General features: G+C 72.6%; 19 protein-coding genes. 8 read left to right on the top strand and 11 right to left on the bottom strand.

Annotated features, from left to right (window positions below):
- Positions 1 to 9 precede the first annotated feature (9 nt).
- Complete coding sequence (locus tag ABFX46_RS19430; RefSeq protein WP_346044211.1) at positions 10 to 435, bottom strand: VOC family protein; 426 nt, start codon at positions 433 to 435, stop codon at positions 10 to 12.
- Positions 436 to 902: 467 nt separating this feature from the next.
- Between ABFX46_RS19430 and ABFX46_RS19425 the strand changes: the two genes are divergently transcribed.
- From ABFX46_RS19425 to ABFX46_RS19405, 5 genes are all read left to right on the top strand, one after another.
- Positions 903 to 1,181, top strand: a complete 279-nt coding sequence (locus ABFX46_RS19425) for a hypothetical protein (protein ID WP_346043904.1) — start codon at positions 903 to 905, stop codon at positions 1,179 to 1,181.
- Positions 1,178 to 2,218, top strand: a complete 1,041-nt coding sequence (locus tag ABFX46_RS19420; RefSeq protein ID WP_346043902.1) for a peptidoglycan-binding protein — start codon at positions 1,178 to 1,180, stop codon at positions 2,216 to 2,218. The genes ABFX46_RS19425 and ABFX46_RS19420 overlap by 4 nt, the downstream gene beginning before the upstream one ends.
- Positions 2,215 to 2,931, top strand: coding sequence for an ABC transporter ATP-binding protein (locus tag ABFX46_RS19415; RefSeq protein WP_346043900.1), 717 nt, complete (start codon positions 2,215 to 2,217; stop codon positions 2,929 to 2,931). The genes ABFX46_RS19420 and ABFX46_RS19415 overlap by 4 nt, the downstream gene beginning before the upstream one ends.
- Positions 2,928 to 4,112, top strand: coding sequence for an ABC transporter permease (locus ABFX46_RS19410; RefSeq protein WP_346043899.1), 1,185 nt, complete (start codon positions 2,928 to 2,930; stop codon positions 4,110 to 4,112). Before ABFX46_RS19415 ends, ABFX46_RS19410 begins: the two co-directional genes overlap by 4 nt.
- A gap of 79 nt (positions 4,113 to 4,191) precedes the next feature.
- The gene (locus tag ABFX46_RS19405) at positions 4,192 to 4,554 is read left to right on the top strand and encodes a hypothetical protein (protein WP_163063753.1); all 363 of its coding nucleotides are present in this window, start codon (positions 4,192 to 4,194) and stop codon (positions 4,552 to 4,554) included.
- Positions 4,555 to 4,558: 4 nt separating this feature from the next.
- On the opposite strand, the gene efeU is transcribed toward ABFX46_RS19405, so the two are convergent.
- The 3 genes from efeU to ABFX46_RS19390 all read right to left on the bottom strand — a co-directional run bounded on the left by efeU (position 4,559) and on the right by ABFX46_RS19390 (position 7,664).
- The gene (gene efeU / locus ABFX46_RS19400) at positions 4,559 to 5,422 is read right to left on the bottom strand and encodes an iron uptake transporter permease EfeU (protein ID WP_346043897.1); all 864 of its coding nucleotides are present in this window, start codon (positions 5,420 to 5,422) and stop codon (positions 4,559 to 4,561) included.
- A 146-nt stretch (positions 5,423 to 5,568) separates the two neighbouring features.
- Positions 5,569 to 6,489 (bottom strand): ketopantoate reductase family protein, encoded by a 921-nt coding sequence (locus ABFX46_RS19395; protein WP_346043895.1) that lies wholly within the window; start codon positions 6,487 to 6,489, stop codon positions 5,569 to 5,571.
- Positions 6,486 to 7,664 carry an enolase C-terminal domain-like protein gene (locus tag ABFX46_RS19390; protein ID WP_346043894.1) on the bottom strand — a complete coding sequence of 393 codons (1,179 nt, stop codon included), beginning with the start codon at positions 7,662 to 7,664 and terminating at the stop codon, positions 6,486 to 6,488. Before ABFX46_RS19390 ends, ABFX46_RS19395 begins: the two co-directional genes overlap by 4 nt.
- A 112-nt stretch (positions 7,665 to 7,776) precedes the next feature.
- Here ABFX46_RS19390 and ABFX46_RS19385 point away from each other — a divergent pair, with 112 nt between their 5' ends.
- The 3 genes from ABFX46_RS19385 (at position 7,777) to ABFX46_RS19375 (ending at position 9,596) form a co-directional block, all read left to right on the top strand.
- Positions 7,777 to 8,502 (top strand): GntR family transcriptional regulator, encoded by a 726-nt coding sequence (locus tag ABFX46_RS19385; protein WP_346043892.1) that lies wholly within the window; start codon positions 7,777 to 7,779, stop codon positions 8,500 to 8,502.
- Positions 8,503 to 8,652: 150 nt separating this feature from the next.
- Entirely contained in the window at positions 8,653 to 9,219 is a 567-nt protein-coding gene (locus ABFX46_RS19380) for a VOC family protein (RefSeq protein ID WP_346043890.1), read from the top strand.
- Entirely contained in the window at positions 9,216 to 9,596 is a 381-nt protein-coding gene (locus ABFX46_RS19375) for a nuclear transport factor 2 family protein (RefSeq protein ID WP_346043888.1), read from the top strand. The genes ABFX46_RS19380 and ABFX46_RS19375 overlap by 4 nt, the downstream gene beginning before the upstream one ends.
- A 127-nt stretch (positions 9,597 to 9,723) precedes the next feature.
- Here ABFX46_RS19375 and ABFX46_RS19370 read toward each other — a convergent pair whose 3' ends face one another.
- From ABFX46_RS19370 to ABFX46_RS19340, 7 genes are read right to left on the bottom strand one after another with little or no spacing between them, the layout of a single operon-like run.
- Positions 9,724 to 10,533 carry an IclR family transcriptional regulator gene (locus tag ABFX46_RS19370; protein WP_346043887.1) on the bottom strand — a complete coding sequence of 270 codons (810 nt, stop codon included), beginning with the start codon at positions 10,531 to 10,533 and terminating at the stop codon, positions 9,724 to 9,726.
- Positions 10,514 to 12,094, bottom strand: a complete 1,581-nt coding sequence (locus ABFX46_RS19365) for a long-chain-fatty-acid--CoA ligase (protein ID WP_346043886.1) — start codon at positions 12,092 to 12,094, stop codon at positions 10,514 to 10,516. The genes ABFX46_RS19370 and ABFX46_RS19365 overlap by 20 nt, the downstream gene beginning before the upstream one ends.
- Positions 12,091 to 13,218, bottom strand: a complete 1,128-nt coding sequence (locus ABFX46_RS19360; RefSeq protein ID WP_346043884.1) for an alpha/beta hydrolase — start codon at positions 13,216 to 13,218, stop codon at positions 12,091 to 12,093. The genes ABFX46_RS19365 and ABFX46_RS19360 overlap by 4 nt, the downstream gene beginning before the upstream one ends.
- Positions 13,215 to 13,793 carry an NADPH-dependent FMN reductase gene (locus ABFX46_RS19355; RefSeq protein WP_346043882.1) on the bottom strand — a complete coding sequence of 193 codons (579 nt, stop codon included), beginning with the start codon at positions 13,791 to 13,793 and terminating at the stop codon, positions 13,215 to 13,217. The genes ABFX46_RS19360 and ABFX46_RS19355 overlap by 4 nt, the downstream gene beginning before the upstream one ends.
- On the bottom strand, positions 13,790 to 14,560 hold the full coding sequence (locus ABFX46_RS19350) for an ABC transporter ATP-binding protein (RefSeq protein WP_346043881.1): 771 nt from the start codon (positions 14,558 to 14,560) through the stop codon (positions 13,790 to 13,792). Before ABFX46_RS19350 ends, ABFX46_RS19355 begins: the two co-directional genes overlap by 4 nt.
- Positions 14,557 to 15,357, bottom strand: coding sequence for an ABC transporter ATP-binding protein (locus ABFX46_RS19345; RefSeq protein WP_346043879.1), 801 nt, complete (start codon positions 15,355 to 15,357; stop codon positions 14,557 to 14,559). Before ABFX46_RS19345 ends, ABFX46_RS19350 begins: the two co-directional genes overlap by 4 nt.
- Complete coding sequence (locus tag ABFX46_RS19340) at positions 15,354 to 16,484, bottom strand: branched-chain amino acid ABC transporter permease (protein WP_346043877.1); 1,131 nt, start codon at positions 16,482 to 16,484, stop codon at positions 15,354 to 15,356. Before ABFX46_RS19340 ends, ABFX46_RS19345 begins: the two co-directional genes overlap by 4 nt.
- Between the last annotated feature and the right edge of the window lie 2 nt (positions 16,485 to 16,486).

Here is a 16,486-nt window from a genome sequence, read left to right as displayed (position 1 = left end):
TGGTGGCCTTCAGGTGAGTTGCTCGGCAAGTCCCACGATGATGCCCTCAGGGCCGCGCACGTAGCAGAGGCGATAGAGGTCCTCGTACTGCTCCAGCTCGCCCACGAGTTCGGCGCCGTGCGCGCGCAGGCGGGCGATGACGTCCTCGATGTCGTCCACCGCGAACATGATCCGACGAATGCCCAGCGTGTTCGCCGGTGCGTCCTTCGGCTCGGGTTGGATGGCCCTCGGCCTGTGGAACTTTGCCAGCTCGACTCGTCCGGGGCCGTCCGGTATCCGCAGCATGGCGACGTCCTGGCGGACGTCCTCAAGCCCGATGACACGTTCCGCCCAATCCCCTTCGAGCGGCCCCTTGCCTTCCAGCTCCATGCCGAGTTCGACGAAGAAGGCGATGACCGCCTCAAGGTCGTCGACGACGATGAGCACGTTGTCCATCCGCTGGATCGCCACGCTGCCCCTCCTGGTCCTGCAACGGCCCCGTCGGCCGCGCATCTACCCCTGAGACGGAGCCGATAGACCGCTCTCGACATCCTCTCCACCACACTTCAGCCCGTAGCGGCTGCGGCTGTGCCACTCGAACCACCACGGCTAATGCGGGTTTAACCCTGGGGTCGGTCTTATGGCTTTTCGTTGAGGCAGGGTGCCTTGGCGGAGAGGACGAGATGGGGATTCGGGTGTGGGCGGTCGGGCTCGCCTTGCCGCTGGCCTTGGGATTGTCGGCGTGCGGGAGTGATGACGGGGGGAGCGGGGTCGCTTCTGCTGGTGGGACGGGGGCCGGGGCTTCTGCTTCCGCGTCGCCCAGTCAGTCGCTTTCGCCGGAGGATGCGCAGCTCAAGTTCGCGCGGTGCATGCGGGAGCACGGGGTTGATGTTCCTGATCCTGGGAGTGGGGATCAGAAGGCGATGCGGCTCGGGAAGGGGACCGATCGGACGAAGCTGCAAGGCGCGCTGGAGAAGTGCCAGCAGTGGTTGCAGGCGGGCGGGAAGATGCCCGATCTCAAGGACCCGAAGGTGCGCGACCAGTACGTCAAGTTCGCGCAGTGCATGCGGGAGCACGGGGTGAACATCCCGGACCCGGGGCCGGACGGGCAGTTCAAGCTGCCGAGCGGGGACGTCGATCGAAGCGCTGCGGAGAAGGCGCGGGAGGCGTGCAAGGGCGACCTGCCGGGGTTCGGACGGTGAGGCGGGTCGTGGTGGCCGGGGGAGTCGCCGTCGTCGTGGTCGTCGGCGGGGGAAGCGCCCTGGCCTGGACGATGGACGGGAGCGAGGCCGAGGGCGCCCATGCGGCACGGCTCGCCACCGCCGTTGTGAGCCGGGGTGACCTCGTCGATACCGAGACCGTGGACGGGAAGCTCACCTACGACGACGTCCGGGAGGTGTGGACGGGCACGTCCGGTGTTGTCACGTGGGCGCCGAAGCAGGGTGCGGCGGTCAAGCGGGGCGGGACGCTGCTCAAGGTGGCGGGAAAGCCGGTCACGCTGATGTACGGCGGCAGCCCCATGTACCGGACGCTGCGGAGCGGGACGTCGGGCAAGGACGTCCGGCAACTCGAAGGGAACCTCAAGGCGCTCGGGTACGGCGGCATGACGGTGGACGACGACTTCACCAGTGCGACTGAGCGTGCCGTCATGGAGTGGCAGGACGATCGGGGGCTCGCGCAGAGCGGCACGGTCGACGCGAGCCAGGTCGTCTTCCTCAGCGGGGCCGTGCGGGTCAGGGACGTCAAGGCGCCCGAGGGGAAGCGCGTCGGGCAGGGGCAGCCCGTGCTGACCGTCGCCGGGACGAAGCGGGTCGTCCATGTCGATCTCGATGCCGACAAGCAGGATCTCGCGGAGGAGGGCGCCGCGGTCTCGGTGGAGCTGCCCGGTGGCAAGGCCGTCGAGGGGAAGATCACCGAGGTCAGCGGGGTCGCGGAGAGCACCGGGTCCGGGCAAGAGAAGAAGACCACGGTCGGTGTCGATATCTCGATCGGCGATGCCGAGACCGGGCGGCTGGACGAGGCGCCCGTCAGTGTCGAGTTGGAGAGCGAGCGGCGGAAGGACGTCCTGTCGGTGCCGGTGGAGGCGCTGCTCGCGCTGCGGGAGGGCGGCTTCGGCGTCGAGGTCGTGGATGGCGCGAAGCGCAGCCTCGTTCCCGTGCAGGTCGGGGCCTTCGGCGGCGGACGGGTCGAGGTCAGCGGCGTCCGGGAGGGCGCGAAGGTCGGGGTGCCGGCCGAATGAACGCGCTGGGCAGGGACGTACGGGGCGAGAACATCGTCGAGCTCGCCGGGGTGACCAAGGAGTACGCGGGCGGGGTCGCCGCGCTGAAGGGCGTCGACCTGGTCGTCGCGCCGGGGGAGATGGTCGCGATCGTCGGGCCGTCCGGGTCGGGGAAGTCGACGCTGCTGCACATGGTCGGGACGCTCGACCGGCCGACCGGGGGCAGTGTGCGGGTCGCCGGGCACGATGTCGGCGCGCTCGGTGACCGGGAGCTGTCGGCGCTGCGGGCGCGGCACATCGGGTTCGTGTTCCAGCAGTTCCACCTGGCTGCGGGCGTGAGCGCGCTCGACAACGTCGCCGACGGGCTGCTGTACGGGGGCGAGAAGTTGAAAGAGCGGCGGGAGCGGGCGCGGGACGCGCTCGAACGCGTCGGGCTCGGCAACAGGACCGGGCACCGGCCGCACCAGTTGTCGGGCGGCGAGCAGCAGCGGGTCGCGGTCGCGCGCGCCGTGGTGGGGGAGCCGGACCTGCTCCTCGCCGACGAGCCCACCGGCAACCTCGACTCGGCGGCGGGCGCCGAGGTGCTCGGCCTGCTGGACGAGTTGAACCGCGCCGGCACCACCGTCGCGGTCATCACGCACGATCTGGAGGTGGCCGGCAGGGCGCCGCGGCGGGTGCGGGTCCGGGACGGGCTGATCGTCGCGGACGAGCGGGCGGGGGTGGGCAGCCGATGAAGGCGCTCGCTCCCGCGCGGCTCGGGCCGGACGATGTGCTGCGCGTCGGCCTGGGAGGGCTCAGGGCCAGGCCGACCCGGGTCGTGCTGTCCGCGCTCGGCATCGCGATCGGGATCGCGACGATGGTCGCGGTCATCGGGATCTCCTCGTCCAGCAAGGAGGACCTGCTGCGGCGCCTCGACCGGCTCGGCACCAACCTGCTGACCGCGAAGCCCGGCGACACCCTGTTCGGGGACGCGGCGGAGCTGCCCGAGACGGCGCCGGAGATGGTGCGGCGCATCGGGCCGGTGACCGCGGTCGGCGCCACCGGGGCGGTGGACGCGACCGTCCGCCGGACCGACAAGATCCCCGCGGAGGTCACGCAGGGCATCGCCGTGCAGGCCGCCACGACCGAGCTGCTCGGCACGCTCGGCGTCGAGACCGCAAGCGGGCGCTGGCTCAACGCCGGAACGGGACGCTACCCCGGCGTCGTGCTCGGCTCCGAGGCCGCGAAGCGGCTGGGCGTGGAGCGGGGCCGGGTGTGGATCGGCGGCCGGTGGTTCGTCGTCCTCGGCGTCCTGCGGCCCGCCGAGCTGGCCCCGGAGATCGACCGGTCCGCGCTCGTCGGCTGGGACGCGGCCCGCCGCCACCTCGGCTTCGACGGGCATCCGACCACGATCTACGAGCGCTCCACCGACGCGTCGGTGAACGACGTCCGGGACGTCCTCGCCCGGACGGTCAACCCCGAGCACCCCGAGGAGGTCGCGGTCAGCCGCCCGTCCGACGCGCTGGAGGCCAAGGCCGCGGCGGCCGGCGCGTTCACCGGGCTGCTGCTCGGGCTCGGCGCGGTCGCGCTGCTGGTCGGCGGGGTCGGCGTCGCCAACACGATGGTGATCTCGGTGCTGGAGCGGCGCCGCGAGATCGGGTTGCGCCGCTCGCTCGGCGCGACCCGCGGGCAGGTCCGCGTCCAGTTCCTCGCCGAGTCGCTGCTGCTGTCGGCGTTCGGCGGCGCGGCCGGGACGGTCTTCGGCGCCGCCGCCACCGCCGGGTTCGCGCTGTGGAAGGGATGGCCGCCGGTCGTGCCGGTGTGGGCGCTCGGCGGCGCGCTCGCCGCGACGCTGGTGATCGGGACGGCCGCCGGGCTGTACCCCGCGGTGCGGGCCGCGCGGCTGCCGCCGACGGCGGCGCTGGCGTCGGTCTGACACTGGTCACGCTCCGCCGGGGCGGTGCATGATTGTCACCGCAGCCGTGTTCCGCCCCGGGGGAGGTGCCTCAACCGCCATGCCGGTCCCACGCCCGCTCCGCGAACGCTGCCGGGAGTTCCTCGGGATCGACGGGGAGATCCGCTACATCTTCCCCGCGATGGCCTACGGCGGTGGCGCGGGCTTCATCTTCGTCGTCACCGACGACCAGGTCGCGGTGATCACCACCGGGGCGGTGAGCCGCAGCGCGCCGAAGACGATCTGGGGCAGCTACCCGCGCGGCACCCGGATCGGGCCGGTGGAGACCGGCGCCGGCGCGTCGTTCGAGTTCGCCGGCGCCGTGTTCGAGGTGGACGACGAGTACGTCCCCGTCGTCAACGCCGCCGACGCCGAGATCTTCGCCCGCGACAGCCTGCCCCGCGACCCGCTGCCCGACCTGTAGGCCCTCAGGACGTGGTGGCGGGCTCCGTCGCCTTGGCCGGGGCCGGCTTGGGCGTGGACGGGTTCCGCAGGAACAGGAACATCACCGGCACCAGGTACGCCGCCCACATGATCAGCTGCAGCCAGGTGATCTGCGGGGTGACGTTCAGGACGCCCTGGAACACCGTCTGCATCCAGTCGCCCGCGCCGCCGAACTTGGCGAAGAACTCGTGCGGCTCCAGCGCCACCGCGTTCACGCCGGGGAAGACCTCGGCCTCCTGCAGGTCGTGGAAGCCGTAGCCGAACACGCCCGCGGCGACGACGATGAGCGCGGCGCCCGTCCAGGTGAAGAACCGCTTCAGGTTGATCTTGAGGCCGCCGCGGTAGAGCAGGTAGCCGAGCGCGACCGCGACGGCGAGGCCGAGGAACGCGCCGATGATCGGCTCGGTGGAGCCGCCGGAGGAGTTGGAGATGTTCGTCCACAGGAACAGCGCGGTCTCCAGGCCCTCCCGGCCGACGGCGAGGAACGCGACGGCGGCGAGGGCGAGCGGGCCGACGTTCAGCGCGCCCTCCAGCTTGCCCTCCAGCTCCGCCTTCATGAACCGGGCGGTCTTGCGCATCCAGAAGACCATCCAGGTGACGAGCCCCACCGCGATGATCGACAGGACGCCGCCGAACAGCTCCTGCGTCTTGAACTGCATCTCCGAGGACGCGGCGCTGAGCGCGATGCCGAACCCGAACGCGAGCGCGACGGCGACGCCGATCCCCGTCCAGACCGGGAGGAGGGCGCGGCGGTTGCCGGTCTTCACCAGGTAGGCGATCAGGATGCTCACGACCAGGGCGGCCTCGAGCCCCTCACGCAGTCCGATGAGGAAGTTGCCCAGTAGCATCGCCGCACTCCTCCGGATGGCGCAGATTTTCTCAGGCAAGCCTTTTAGGCAAAGCTAACCTAAGCAAGTGTGCGCCCCGCACCCGCCCCCGGCAAGAGGCGCCGGGGATGTCCTGCGGCGGGGCGGACACCGGCCGGAAGGGCAGGTCACCGCCGCCAGGCGGCCTCGCGGTGGCGGGCGAGGGCGGTCAGCGCCTGGTTGACCGGTGCCGTGCGGCCCACCTTGGCCGCCTCCCGCGGGACCGCTCCGTTGATGACGTCGATCTCGCTGGTCCGGCGGGCCTCGTGGTCCAGCAGCGCCGACGGCTTGGCGCCGGGCATCCGGGCGGCGAACGCGCGCACCAGTTCCACCGGGTCCGGAACGTCGATGGCCACCCCGCGCGCCAGGGCGGTCTCCCATGCCTCGGTCGCCGCGGCCTGGCTGGTGAGGGCGAGTTCGGGGTGGTCGCGGACCTCGCCGACGGTCAGCCCGGTCAGCGCGCACGGAGCGCTGTAGGCCACGTTGCAGATGAGCTTCTCCCACTGCATCGCGATGACGTCGTCCACGGCCGCCGCGTCGAACCCGGCCGCGCGCCAGGCCGCGGCCACCTCCTCGACCCGTTCGGGGGCCAGGGAGCTGTGCGCGCCGAACCGCAGGGCGCGCATCGCGTTGTGGTGCGCCCGGCCCGGCCCGCGCAGGCCGGCGCCGAAGCCGCTGGCGATCCCGATGGCCAGGCGCCCGGCGCCCACCGCGTCGGCGACGGCGTCGGCCGAGCCGAGCCCGTTCTGGATGGTCAGCACGGTGGTCCCCGGGCCCAGCAGCGGCGCGAGCCCGGTCGCGGCGGCGGGCACGTCGGCGGCCTTGACGGCGAGCACCACGAGGTCGACGGGATCGGCGGGAGCGGTGGTGCGGGCCGCGACCGCGGCGCGGAACTCCCCGTCCGGCCCGCTGATGTGCAGCCCGTCCCGGGCGATGGCCTCGACGTGGGCCTGCCAGGCGTCGACCACCGACACCTCGTGGCCCGCCCGGCTGAGGCGTGCCGCGTACACCGAGCCCATGGCTCCGCAGCCCACGACGCAGATCTTCATCGGTCCAGGCCCTTCAGGAGATCGGCGATCTCGTCACCGAGACCGGGCTTGGCCTCCAGGCCGAACCCGGGCGCCTCGCCGGGGCTGATCAGGCCGTCGGCGAGGCGGCAGTCCGGGCTGTAGCCGCCGAAGGGCTCGAAGACCCCCGGATACGCCTCGCAGCCGCCCAGCCCCAGCCCGGCCACGATGTGCAGGTTGATCAGATGCCCGCCGTGCGGGAACGCCTGGGACCGGTCGACGCCGCGCGCCTCCATGGCCTCGATCATGCGGGCGTACTCGGTCAGCCCGTAACTGAGGCCGGCGTCCATCTGGAGGACGTCCCGGTCGGGCCGCACTCCGCCGTAGGCGAGCAGGTTGCGCACGTCCTGGACGGAGAAGAGGTTCTCGCCGGTGGCGATGGCCCCCGGATAGGCCTCCGCCAGTTCCCGGTTCAGGGCGTAGTCGAGCGGGTCGGCCGCCTCCTCGTACCAGCGCAGGCCGTGCCCGGCCAGCGCCGCGGCGTAGGCCAGGGCCCGGTCGCGGTCGAAGCGCCCGTTGGCGTCGACGGCCACCCCGCCCCCGCCGCCGGCCGCCTCGATGGCGGCCTCGACCCGGGCCAGGTCGTCGGGGAGCGCCGCGCCGCCGATCTTGATCTTGACCGTGCGGTAGCCCTGGTCCACGTAGCCGGCGACCTCGTCGCGGAGCCGGTCCAGGGAGTCGCCGGGGTGGTAGTAGCCCCCCGCGGCGTAGACCGGCGCGCCGGTGCGCGCGAGGGGGCGGCCGAAGGCGCGGGCGATGGCGGCGTGCGCCGGCTCGTCGTGGTACTTGGCCAGCAGGTCCCAGACCGCGAGTTCGAGGGCGCCGGCCGCCGCGGCGCGGTCGCCGTGGCCGCCCGGCTTCTCGTCCCGCATGGCGCGGCGGAGCACGCGGGCCGGGGACAGCAGCCCGGTCGGCGGGTCGAGCAGGGTGTCGGGGTCGGCGGCCAGCAGCCGCGGGATCATCCGGTCGCGGAGGATCCCGCCCTGCGCGTGGCGTCCGATCGAGTTGAAGGCGACGCCGGTGAGCGGACGCCCGTTCCGGCGTACGTCGGTCCGCACCGCCACCAGGGAGACGGTGTGCGCGGCGAAGTTCACCACGGAGTTCCTGATGTCCCCGCGGAGGGGGACCGCGACCTCGCGGATGTCGGTGATGCGCATGACCCCAGCCTCTGATCCGGACCGATCGAATTGTCTAGACTAATTGAAGCATCCCCCCGCGCGGCACCCGTGCGGGGACCGGCGGGGGACCGGACGACGGGAGAAGAAGGCCGTGAGGCGTTACGAGGAAGTCGCCGAGGAGCTGGTCCGGCAGATCCAGTCGGGCCGCTGGGAGGTCGGCGGCCGGCTGGCGCCCGAAGTGGATCTCGCGGCCGAGTTCGACGTGAGCCGGGGCACGATGCGGGCGGCGCTCGACATCGTGGAGGAGCTGGGGCTGGTCTCCCGCCGGCCCCGGCGCGGTACCCGCGTCGAGCGGCTGAAGCCGCACTCGGTCTTCGCCCGGTCCCTGCAGTCGGTGGACGAGCTGACGCAGTACTCCGTGGAGACGGACCGCCAGGTGCTGTCGATCGCCGATGTGGTGGTCGACGAGGCCGACGCCCGGATCCTGGGCTGCCCGCCGGGGCAGCGCTGGACCAAGATCCGGATGCTGCGCATCGATCCCGCCGACGACGGCTGGCCGCTCTGCTGCACCGACGTGTACCTGGAGCCCGACATCGCCGAGGCCGTGGGCGACCAGGTGCTCGACCCCAAGCGGTTGATCTCCGACATGGTCGAGCAGACGACCGGCCGCACCGTGCACACGATCGAGCAGCGGATGCGGGCGGCGACGGTCCCGGACGCCATGGTCGACCTCCTGCACACGACGCCCGGTTCGCCGGTGATGCGGATGACGCGGCGGTACCTGGACCGCGCCGGGCAGCCCTTCGAGATCACCGTCTCGGTGCACCCCGCCGAGCGGTTCGAGTACGCCGTTGAACTGGAGCGCGGCCGCGGCTGACGGGCCCGGCGGGGACGGACGCGGACGGGGCACGGACGGGGCGCGGACGGGCCGTCCCGAGGCTAATTGTCCAGACCTTTCGAGGAAAAGTCTGGTCTCCAGAAACTAATTCCGGTAGCGTGGCGGCGGATCACCTGATAGGAGGACACCATGGAGGCCAACCCCGAGTTCGAACTCCAGGGGCTCTGCCACCTCGCGCTGGTCTGCGAGGACATGGAGCGCACCGTCGACTTCTACACCAACGTCCTCGGCATGAAGCTGAAGAAGACGATCAGGCTGCCCAACGGGGGCCAGCACTTCTTCTTCGATATGGGCGGCGACCAGTTCCTGGCCTTCTTCTGGTTCCCCGACGCACCGAAGCGGGCCCCCGGCATCGCCTCCTCCGCGGTGCTGCCCGGCCTCGGGGACATCGCCACGGCCCACGCCTCGATGAACCACGTCGCGTTCAAGATCCCGCTCGACAAGTTCGACGAGTACAAGGCCAAGCTCGACGCCAAGGGCGTCGAGACGGGTCCCGTCCTCGAGCACGACGACAGCCCGCGCGGTGTGGCGGAGACGTTCCACGAGGGCGTCTTCGTCCGCTCGATGTACTTCTTCGACCCCGACGGGGTACTGCTGGAGTTCGCCGCCTGGACGCGCGAGCTGAACGACGACGACGTCAATCTGGCCCCGATGACGGCCGCGGGCGTCCCGGCCGCGCAGGGGGCCTCCGCATGAGCGACGCGGAGTCGATCCTGGAGTACGCCGAGCGGTTCTTCGCGCTGGTGGAGGCCGGCGACATCGAGGCCGTGTCGGCCCTGTACCACGACGACATCACCGTCTGGCACAACTACGACGACGTCGACCAGTCCAAGGAGGAGAACCTCGCGACGCTGGGCGGCATCGCCGGCCGGTACGACAAGTTCGGCTACGCCCGGCCCAGGCACACCGCGCTCGAGGACGGCTTCCTCCGCCAGCACGTGATCGAGGTCGAGCGCAACGGGCGGGCGGCATCGATCCCGGCGATCCTCCGCGTGTACGTCCAGGACGGCAGGATCCGGCGGATCGAGGAGTACTTCGACCGCCGCGAACTCGAAGCCGTGCTCGCGGCCTGAGCGGCGAAGCCGCGGCCGCAGGACCTGCCCCGGGCCGGTTCGGAGGGACACCCGAACCGGCCCCGGGCCGGCGCACGGCCGGTACCGGAGCGGGACGCCCGTGTCCGGGCCCCGGCTCGGGAGAGGCTCAGGAGAAGAAGCCGCGGGCCTGCTCGGCGAAGCGCAGCAGGTCCTCGGCGACGGCGACCTCGGTGAAGTCCTGGCTGCGGTGACTGGGCGCCGAGATGCTCACCGCGTAACGGGCGCCGGCGTAGGTGCCGAGCGGCACGGCCACCGCGATCACCCCGTCCTCGCTCTCCTGCAGCCCGGTGGCGTAGCCCCGCTTGCGGATGCGCTCCAGTTCCTCCAGCAGCGCGGTCCGGGTGGACAGGGTGTGCGGGGTGAGCGGCTCCAGTTCCTCGCGCGGGTAGAGCGCGACCACGGCCTCGTCCGGCAGCAGCGACAGCAGCACCTTGCCGGAGGCCGAGGCATGGGCCGGGAGGGTCTTGCCCATCCGCGAGCCGACCCGGACGGCGCGGCCGCTCTCCACGGCGTCGACGAAGGACACCAGCGAGCCGTCGAGGCGCGCGAGGTGGACGGTCTCGCCGTAGTGCCCGGCGAGGCCGTCCAGCAGCGGGCGGACCTGCTCGCGGACGTCGATCTGCCGCAGCACCGAGAAGGCGATCTCGGTGAGCGCGGGGCCCGGCTCGTAGGCCCGCGAGCTGTTCGACTGGCGGACGAACCCCCGGTACTGCAGCATGGCCAGCACCCGGTGGGCGGTGGACGAGGCGACCGAGAGGTACTCGCTCACCTCGGTGAGGCGCAGGCTCTTGCGCTCGCCCAGCAGCAGCAGGATGCGCAGCGCGTTGTCGACCGACTCGATCGGGTACTGGGGCTTGCGGGGCTCGGCAGGAGAGGGGTTGTTCACCCAGCGGACCTTATCCGGGGACGCGGTCATCGGTCCTTCCATCTCGCAGCTCGAACTTGAGTACCTTCCCCGAGGCGTTGCGGGGAAGCCGCTCGGCCACCTCGATGCCGGTCGGCAGCTTGTACGGCGCGAGCCGGCGCCGGGCGTGGTCGCGCAGTTCATCGAGGGACGGCGCCCGCCGCCCGGGGACCGGCACGACCACCGCGACCGGAGTCTCCCCCCATTTTAGATGCGGCCGGCCCACCACCGCCACCTCGGCGATGTCCGGGTGGGCGGCGAGCACGTTCTCCACCTCGGCGCAGTAGATGTTCTCCCCGCCGCTGATGATCATGTCCTTGAGCCGGTCGACGACGTGGACGAACCCGTCGTCGTCGACCCGGACCAGGTCACCGGAGTGGAACCAGCCCCCGGCGAAGGCCTCGGCGGTCGCCTCGGGCAGGTTCCAGTAGCCCGACATCAGGCCCGGCCCCCGGTAGACGATCTCGCCGATCTCGCCCGGCGGGACGTCGTTCATCCCGGTGTCGACCACGCGCGCCCACACGCCGGGCGCCGGGCGTCCCACCGAGCCCAGCTTCCGGCGGGCGTCCTTGCCCTCCAGCACGCAGGTGACCGGTGACATCTCGGTCTGGCCGAAGAGGGCGAGCATGTCGGCGCCGTCGAAGACCTCGCCCATCTCCCGCAGGAGCGCGTCGGTGGCCGGGGCGGCCCCCCACGCGGCGACCCGCAGCCGCGACAGGTCGCGGGGCCGCCGCCGCTGCTCCGCCGCGAGCGCCTGCCACTGGGTCGGCACGAGGAAGGTGGAGGTGACCCGGTGCTCGGCCATCGCGTCGAGGTGCTCGCCGGCGTCGAAGGCCCCGGTGGGCATCACGACCACCGAGGCGCCGACGAGCAGGGCCGGGGCCAGGCCGCCGATCGCGCCGATGTGGAAGATCGGCGAGGCGCAGAGGTAGACCTCGTCGTCCATCTCGAAGCGAAAGGCGACCAAGTTGGTCTGGCTCTGGGCGAGGAGGTTGCGGTGGGTGAGCACCGCGCCCTTGGGGCGTCCGGTCGTACCGGAGGTGTACATGATCAGCGCGGGCGCCGACTCGTCCACGGCGAGCGCCGCCAGCTCCTCGGCGGGCGAGTCCGCGACGGTGCCCTCCAGCAGGTCCGCGTAGGGCAGGCCCGCCTGCGCGGAGACGTCGACCACGCGGATGCCGTCGTCCTCGGCCGCGTCGGCGGCCAGCCGGTGGAAGGCCGCGTCGGTGATGACGAGGGAGGCGCCGCAGTCACGGAGGATGAAGGTCACCTCGGCGGCGGCCAGCCGGGGGTTCACCGGCACCCCGATCGCACCGGCGGCACTGACCGCCAGGAGCGATTCGACGTACTCGGTCCCGTTGCCCATCACGAAGGCGACCCGGTCGCCGGCGCCGATGCCCAGCCGCGCCAGCCCGCGGCCGAGCCGCAGGACCCGGTCCGCTAGCCCGCGCCAGGTATGGGAGACCGCACCGCACCGGAGCGCGGTGGCCCCGGGCCGGGCGTGGGCGTGCCGGGCCAGCTGGGCGACCCAGTGCTGGCCCCGGGCGCCGTGGACCGCCGCGGACGCCGTCATCGCGCGCTCCCGCCCCCGAAGCGCTCGGCGATCCAGCCGGCGATCGTGTCGGCGACCGCGTCCCGGGCGCCCGCGGGCTCCAGGAAGTAGTGGTCGCCGGGGTGGTCGCGACGGGTCTTGTCCGCACTGGCCAGGGCGCCGGCGATCCGGTCGGCGTCGCTCGGGAAGACGCCGGTGTCCCCGGTCGGGTTGATGACCAGGGCCGGAACCGTGATCTTCGCCAGGTTGCCCTCGCCGCGGCACGGCGACTCGCTCAGGCTCCACATGTTGAGCCAGTTGCGCACGGTCGTCTCCCCGGCGATCCCGCGGTCGCCCCGGTTGGCGGCCTCGACGGGGCCGCGGTAGCAGCTGTTCGGCTTCCGGTCGGTGGGCTCCAGGGCCGGGTCGACCATCCGCGGGTCCGCCCAGGTGCGGGGCACGGTGAAGTGGCGGTCGTAGTAGCCGGCCTCGGTGAGCCTCGCCAGCTCCGCCTTGGCCCACGCGGTGATCCGGTGGTTGCGGTCGACCTGCGCCCTCCGGTAGCGCTCGATGAACTCGGCGCTGTACGGCGGGCCGTTCTCCGGGTTGAACAGGTCGAGCGAGGGGTCGGTGGCCACCGGGTCGAACTCGTCGACCACCGCGGCGTCCATCCAGGAGGTGAGGACGTCGGGACGGCCGAGGTGCGCCGCCAGGGACACGTAGCCGTCCGCGGCGGGCAGCTCGTCCACGCCCGGGACGGGGTCGTGGTCGACCGGGGGCCGCAGGGCCGGGTCGACGGCCTGGGCCTGGTAGGCGGCCATCAGGGAGCCGCCGCCCGAGTTGCCCAGCAGGACGACCGAGTCGGCCCCGGCCTCCTCCCGCAGCCAGCGCACGCCGACGCCGATGTCGACCAGTGCCTGGTCGAGCCGGAAGTTCCACTCGTAGCCGCGGAACCGGGTGTTCCACCCGAGGAAGCCGATGCCGCGCGCGGCCATCAGGTCGGCGAGGTAGTGCTCGGCGAAGTCGATCTGGTAGTGGGTGGCGATCATCGCCACCCTGGGCCGGCCGCCCTCCGGCGCGTGGTAGAGGCCCTGGCAGGGATGCCCGCCGGCACCGGCCCGCGGGGCACCGGCGGAGGGACGGGACACGAAGGTGCGGGTGGTCATCGGGCCGCCACCTCCAGCCGGCTCGCGGCCACATGGGCGCGGAGCTTGCCGAACAGGACCCCGAGGCGCTCGGTGGCCACCGGGTCCTTGAGGTGCCCGGCCTCGTCGAAGCACTCGTGGGCGAAGGGCATGACCACCTCCGGTCCCGGCATCACCGGGGATTGCGAGAAGACGAACATGTTCCGCAGCTCGAACTGGCACCGGGCGGTGCCGAGCCGTCCCGGCGAGGTGCCGATCAGGGCGACCGGCTTGCCCTGCAGGACCGAGGCGCCGAGCGGGAGGGAGATCCAGTCGAAGGCGTTCTTCAGCACGCCCGGGACCCCGCCGTTGTACTCGGGGGTGGCGATCATCAGCGCGTCCGCCGCGGCGACCTCGGCGCGCATCCGGACGACCTCCGGCGGCTCCCGGCCGACCAGGTCCTCGTTGAAGAGCGGGAGCCGCCCCACCAGCTCGCTGATGGTGACGGTGACCCCCTCCGGGGCCAGGCGCGCGGCCGACTCCAGCAGCATCCGGTTCCACGAACCCGTGCGCAGGCTGCCGACGATGCCGTAGACGGTGATGTCCGCCGTGCTCACAGTGCTCCTCCCAGGTAGGCGTCGATGACGGCCTCGTCACGGACGACGTTGGCCGGGGTGTCGAGGGCGATGCGGCGCCCGAAGTCGAGCACGCAGACCCGGTCCGAGATGCCCATCACCATCGACATGTCGTGTTCGACCAGGAGCATGGTGATGCCCAGGTCGGCGTTGACCTCGCTCAGCGTCGCGGCCATCTCGGCGGTCTCCTCGTGGTTCATCCCGGCCACCGGCTCGTCGAGCAGCAGGAGCCGGGGCTCCATGCACAGCGAGCGCGCGAGCTCGACCCGCTTCTGCACGCCGTGCGGCAGCGGGCCGACCTGGTGCGGCAGCAGGTCGGCGAGGCCGAGGCGGTCGGCCACCTCGGTGACCTGCGCCAGCGCCGCGCGCTCCTCGCGGGCGCTGCGCCCCCACCGGACCATGCCGGCGAGGGCCCCGGAGCGCAGGTGCTGGTGCCGCGCCAGCAGCAGGCATTCCCGCACGGTCATGGCCGGGAAGACGTCGACGTTCTGGAACGTGCGGGCGATCCCGGCCTTGGCGATCCGGTGCGGGGCGGTGCCGAGGAGCTCCCGGCCCGCGAACCGGATGCTCCCCGCCCCCGGGCGGTAGATGCCGGAGATGCAGTTGAACAGCGTGGACTTGCCGGCCCCGTTGGGGCCGATCACGGCGAAGAGCTCGCCCTCGTCGATGCTGAAGGTGACCCCGTCCAGCGCGCGGACGCCCGCGAACGACAGGGCGAGGTCCTCGATCTCGATCAGCGCGGCGCTCATGAGCCGGCTCCTTCCGGGGCGGCGGGGGACGTGCCGGCGCCGAGGTAGGCGGCCGCGATGTCGGTGTCCTGCTCCAGCGCGGCCGGGGTGCCCTCCGCGTAGACCCGCCCGCCCTCCAGGAGGTAGGCGTAGTCGGAGATCGACAGGGCCATGCGGGCGTTCTGCTCGACCAGCAGGATCGAGGTGCCCTGCTCGTTGATGGACACGATGATGTCCCGGACCTGCTCGACGATCCGGGGCGCGAGGCCGAGGCTCGGCTCGTCCATGAGCAGCAGCTTCGGCCGCGACATCAGGGCCCGCGCGATCGCCAGCATCTGCTGCTCGCCGCCCGACAGGTAGCCCGCCTTGCGGCCCAGCAGGTCGCGCAGGCGCGGCAGCAGGGCGAGCACCTCGTCGCGGGCCGCGGTGAGCGCGGCACCGCGGTAGCGGCGGGAGTGCGCCCCGGCGGCGAGGTTCTCGGCGACGCTCAGCCCCGGGAAGACCATCCTGCCCTCCAGGCACTGCGCGAGCCCGGCGCGGACGCGCCGCGACGCGCGGGAGCCGGTCATGTCCGTGCCGAAGAGCTCCACCCGGCCGGCGGTGACGCGCCCGCGGTGCAGCCCGAGCAGGCCCGACACCGCCCGCATCGTGGTGCTCTTGCCCGCCCCGTTGGGGCCGAGCAGGCTGACGACCTGCCCCTGGGGCACCCGCAGGGACAGCCCGGCCACGGCGTCCTCGGCCGCGCCGTACCCGGCGCCGAGGTCGGTGGTCCGCAGGGCCGGCGGCCCGCCGGAGGCGTTCGGGGCGCTGCCGCTCATGAGGTCGTCCGCCTTTCGCGTGAGCCGCCCGCCGCCGTGCGCAGGCGCCGCCATGTCCGGAGCGCGAGCGCCCGGATCCCGTTGGGCTCGAAGAGCAGGATCAGCACGATCACCAGGCCGTACAGGAACCCGGACAGCAGCGGCCCGGTGATGCCGCCGTCGGTGCTCGCGCTCTTGCGGACGAAGGGCAGGAACACCGAGGCCTGGTTCACGACCTCGGGCATCGCCCGCACGAAGAGGGCCCCCAGCAGGGCGCCGGACACGGTGCCCATGCCGCCGATCACGATCATCGCGATGAAGTCGACCGAGAGCATCAGGTGCCACTGGCCGGGGGTGAAGTAGCCCATGTAGGACACCAGCAGCGCCCCGGAGACGCCGGCGAAGAAGGAGGAGATGACGAAGGCGGTCGTCTTGGTCCGGGTCACCGGGACGCCCACCACCGCGGCCGCCACGTCCTTGTCCCGGACGGCCATGAAGGCGCGGCCGAGCCGCGAGTGCTTGAGGTTGTGGGTGAGGAGCATGACCAGCAGCAGGATCGCCAGCGCGAAGTACCACCAGGCCTGGAAGGCGTCGAGGATCATCCGGTCCCCGGCCATCACGCCCAGGCTGAGGTCCTGGTCGCCGAAGAGGACCGGTGCCGCCGGACGCCCGTTGACCCCGCCGCTGAGGCTCGTCCACGTCTCCCACGCGTAGAGGCCGATGAAGACCAGGGCGAGGGTGGCGACGGCCAGGTACAGGCCGCGGATGCGGACCGCGACGGGGGCGACCAGGGCGCCGGCGGCGGCGGCCACGAGGCCCGACGCCGGCAGCCAGAGCCACCAGGGCAGGCCCTGGTCGGCGCCGAGCCAGGCCGAACTGTAGGCGCCGATGGCCATGAAGAAGGCGTGGCCCAGCGAGATCTGGCCGGCCAGCCCGGTGATCACCTGCATGCCGAGGGCGCCGATGCCCGCGATCAGGGTGAGGATGCCGATGCCGAGCCACAGTTCGGAGCGGACGACCAGCGGCAGGACGAGCAGGGCGGCGACCGCCAGGCCGACGCCGGCGCGTCCGCGGGTGAGGAGGCCGTGCGGGCCCGGCCGGGGGGCCGCGGCCGCGCGGGCGGCCGGCGGGCTGGTGCGCAGTGACACGG

Origin of the sequence: Actinomadura chokoriensis (genome assembly GCF_039529475.1) — a bacterium.
Classification (GTDB): Bacteria; Actinomycetota; Actinomycetes; order Streptosporangiales; family Streptosporangiaceae; genus Spirillospora; species Spirillospora bangladeshensis.
This window is presented reverse-complemented; position numbering and strand designations above follow the sequence as displayed.

Excerpts from the sequence above, each read along its gene's own strand:
- ABFX46_RS19345 (WP_346043879.1), bottom strand. The coding sequence starts at position 15,357 with ATGAGCGGCAGCGCCCCGAACGCCTCCGGCGGGCCGCCGGCCCTGCGG.
- ABFX46_RS19370 (WP_346043887.1), bottom strand. The coding sequence starts at position 10,533 with ATGACCGCGTCCCCGGATAAGGTCCGCTGGGTGAACAACCCCTCTCCT.
- efeU (WP_346043897.1), bottom strand. The coding sequence starts at position 5,422 with ATGCTACTGGGCAACTTCCTCATCGGACTGCGTGAGGGGCTCGAGGCC.
- ABFX46_RS19405 (WP_163063753.1), top strand. The coding sequence starts at position 4,192 with ATGCCGGTCCCACGCCCGCTCCGCGAACGCTGCCGGGAGTTCCTCGGG.
- ABFX46_RS19410 (WP_346043899.1), top strand. The coding sequence starts at position 2,928 with ATGAAGGCGCTCGCTCCCGCGCGGCTCGGGCCGGACGATGTGCTGCGC.
- ABFX46_RS19415 (WP_346043900.1), top strand. The coding sequence starts at position 2,215 with ATGAACGCGCTGGGCAGGGACGTACGGGGCGAGAACATCGTCGAGCTC.
- ABFX46_RS19425 (WP_346043904.1), top strand. The coding sequence starts at position 903 with ATGCGGCTCGGGAAGGGGACCGATCGGACGAAGCTGCAAGGCGCGCTG.
- ABFX46_RS19430 (WP_346044211.1), bottom strand. The coding sequence starts at position 435 with ATGGACAACGTGCTCATCGTCGTCGACGACCTTGAGGCGGTCATCGCC.
- ABFX46_RS19375 (WP_346043888.1), top strand. The coding sequence starts at position 9,216 with ATGAGCGACGCGGAGTCGATCCTGGAGTACGCCGAGCGGTTCTTCGCG.
- ABFX46_RS19350 (WP_346043881.1), bottom strand. The coding sequence starts at position 14,560 with ATGAGCGCCGCGCTGATCGAGATCGAGGACCTCGCCCTGTCGTTCGCG.
- ABFX46_RS19360 (WP_346043884.1), bottom strand. The coding sequence starts at position 13,218 with ATGACCACCCGCACCTTCGTGTCCCGTCCCTCCGCCGGTGCCCCGCGG.
- ABFX46_RS19380 (WP_346043890.1), top strand. The coding sequence starts at position 8,653 with ATGGAGGCCAACCCCGAGTTCGAACTCCAGGGGCTCTGCCACCTCGCG.
- ABFX46_RS19395 (WP_346043895.1), bottom strand. The coding sequence starts at position 6,489 with ATGAAGATCTGCGTCGTGGGCTGCGGAGCCATGGGCTCGGTGTACGCG.
- ABFX46_RS19390 (WP_346043894.1), bottom strand. The coding sequence starts at position 7,664 with ATGCGCATCACCGACATCCGCGAGGTCGCGGTCCCCCTCCGCGGGGAC.
- ABFX46_RS19365 (WP_346043886.1), bottom strand. The coding sequence starts at position 12,094 with ATGACGGCGTCCGCGGCGGTCCACGGCGCCCGGGGCCAGCACTGGGTC.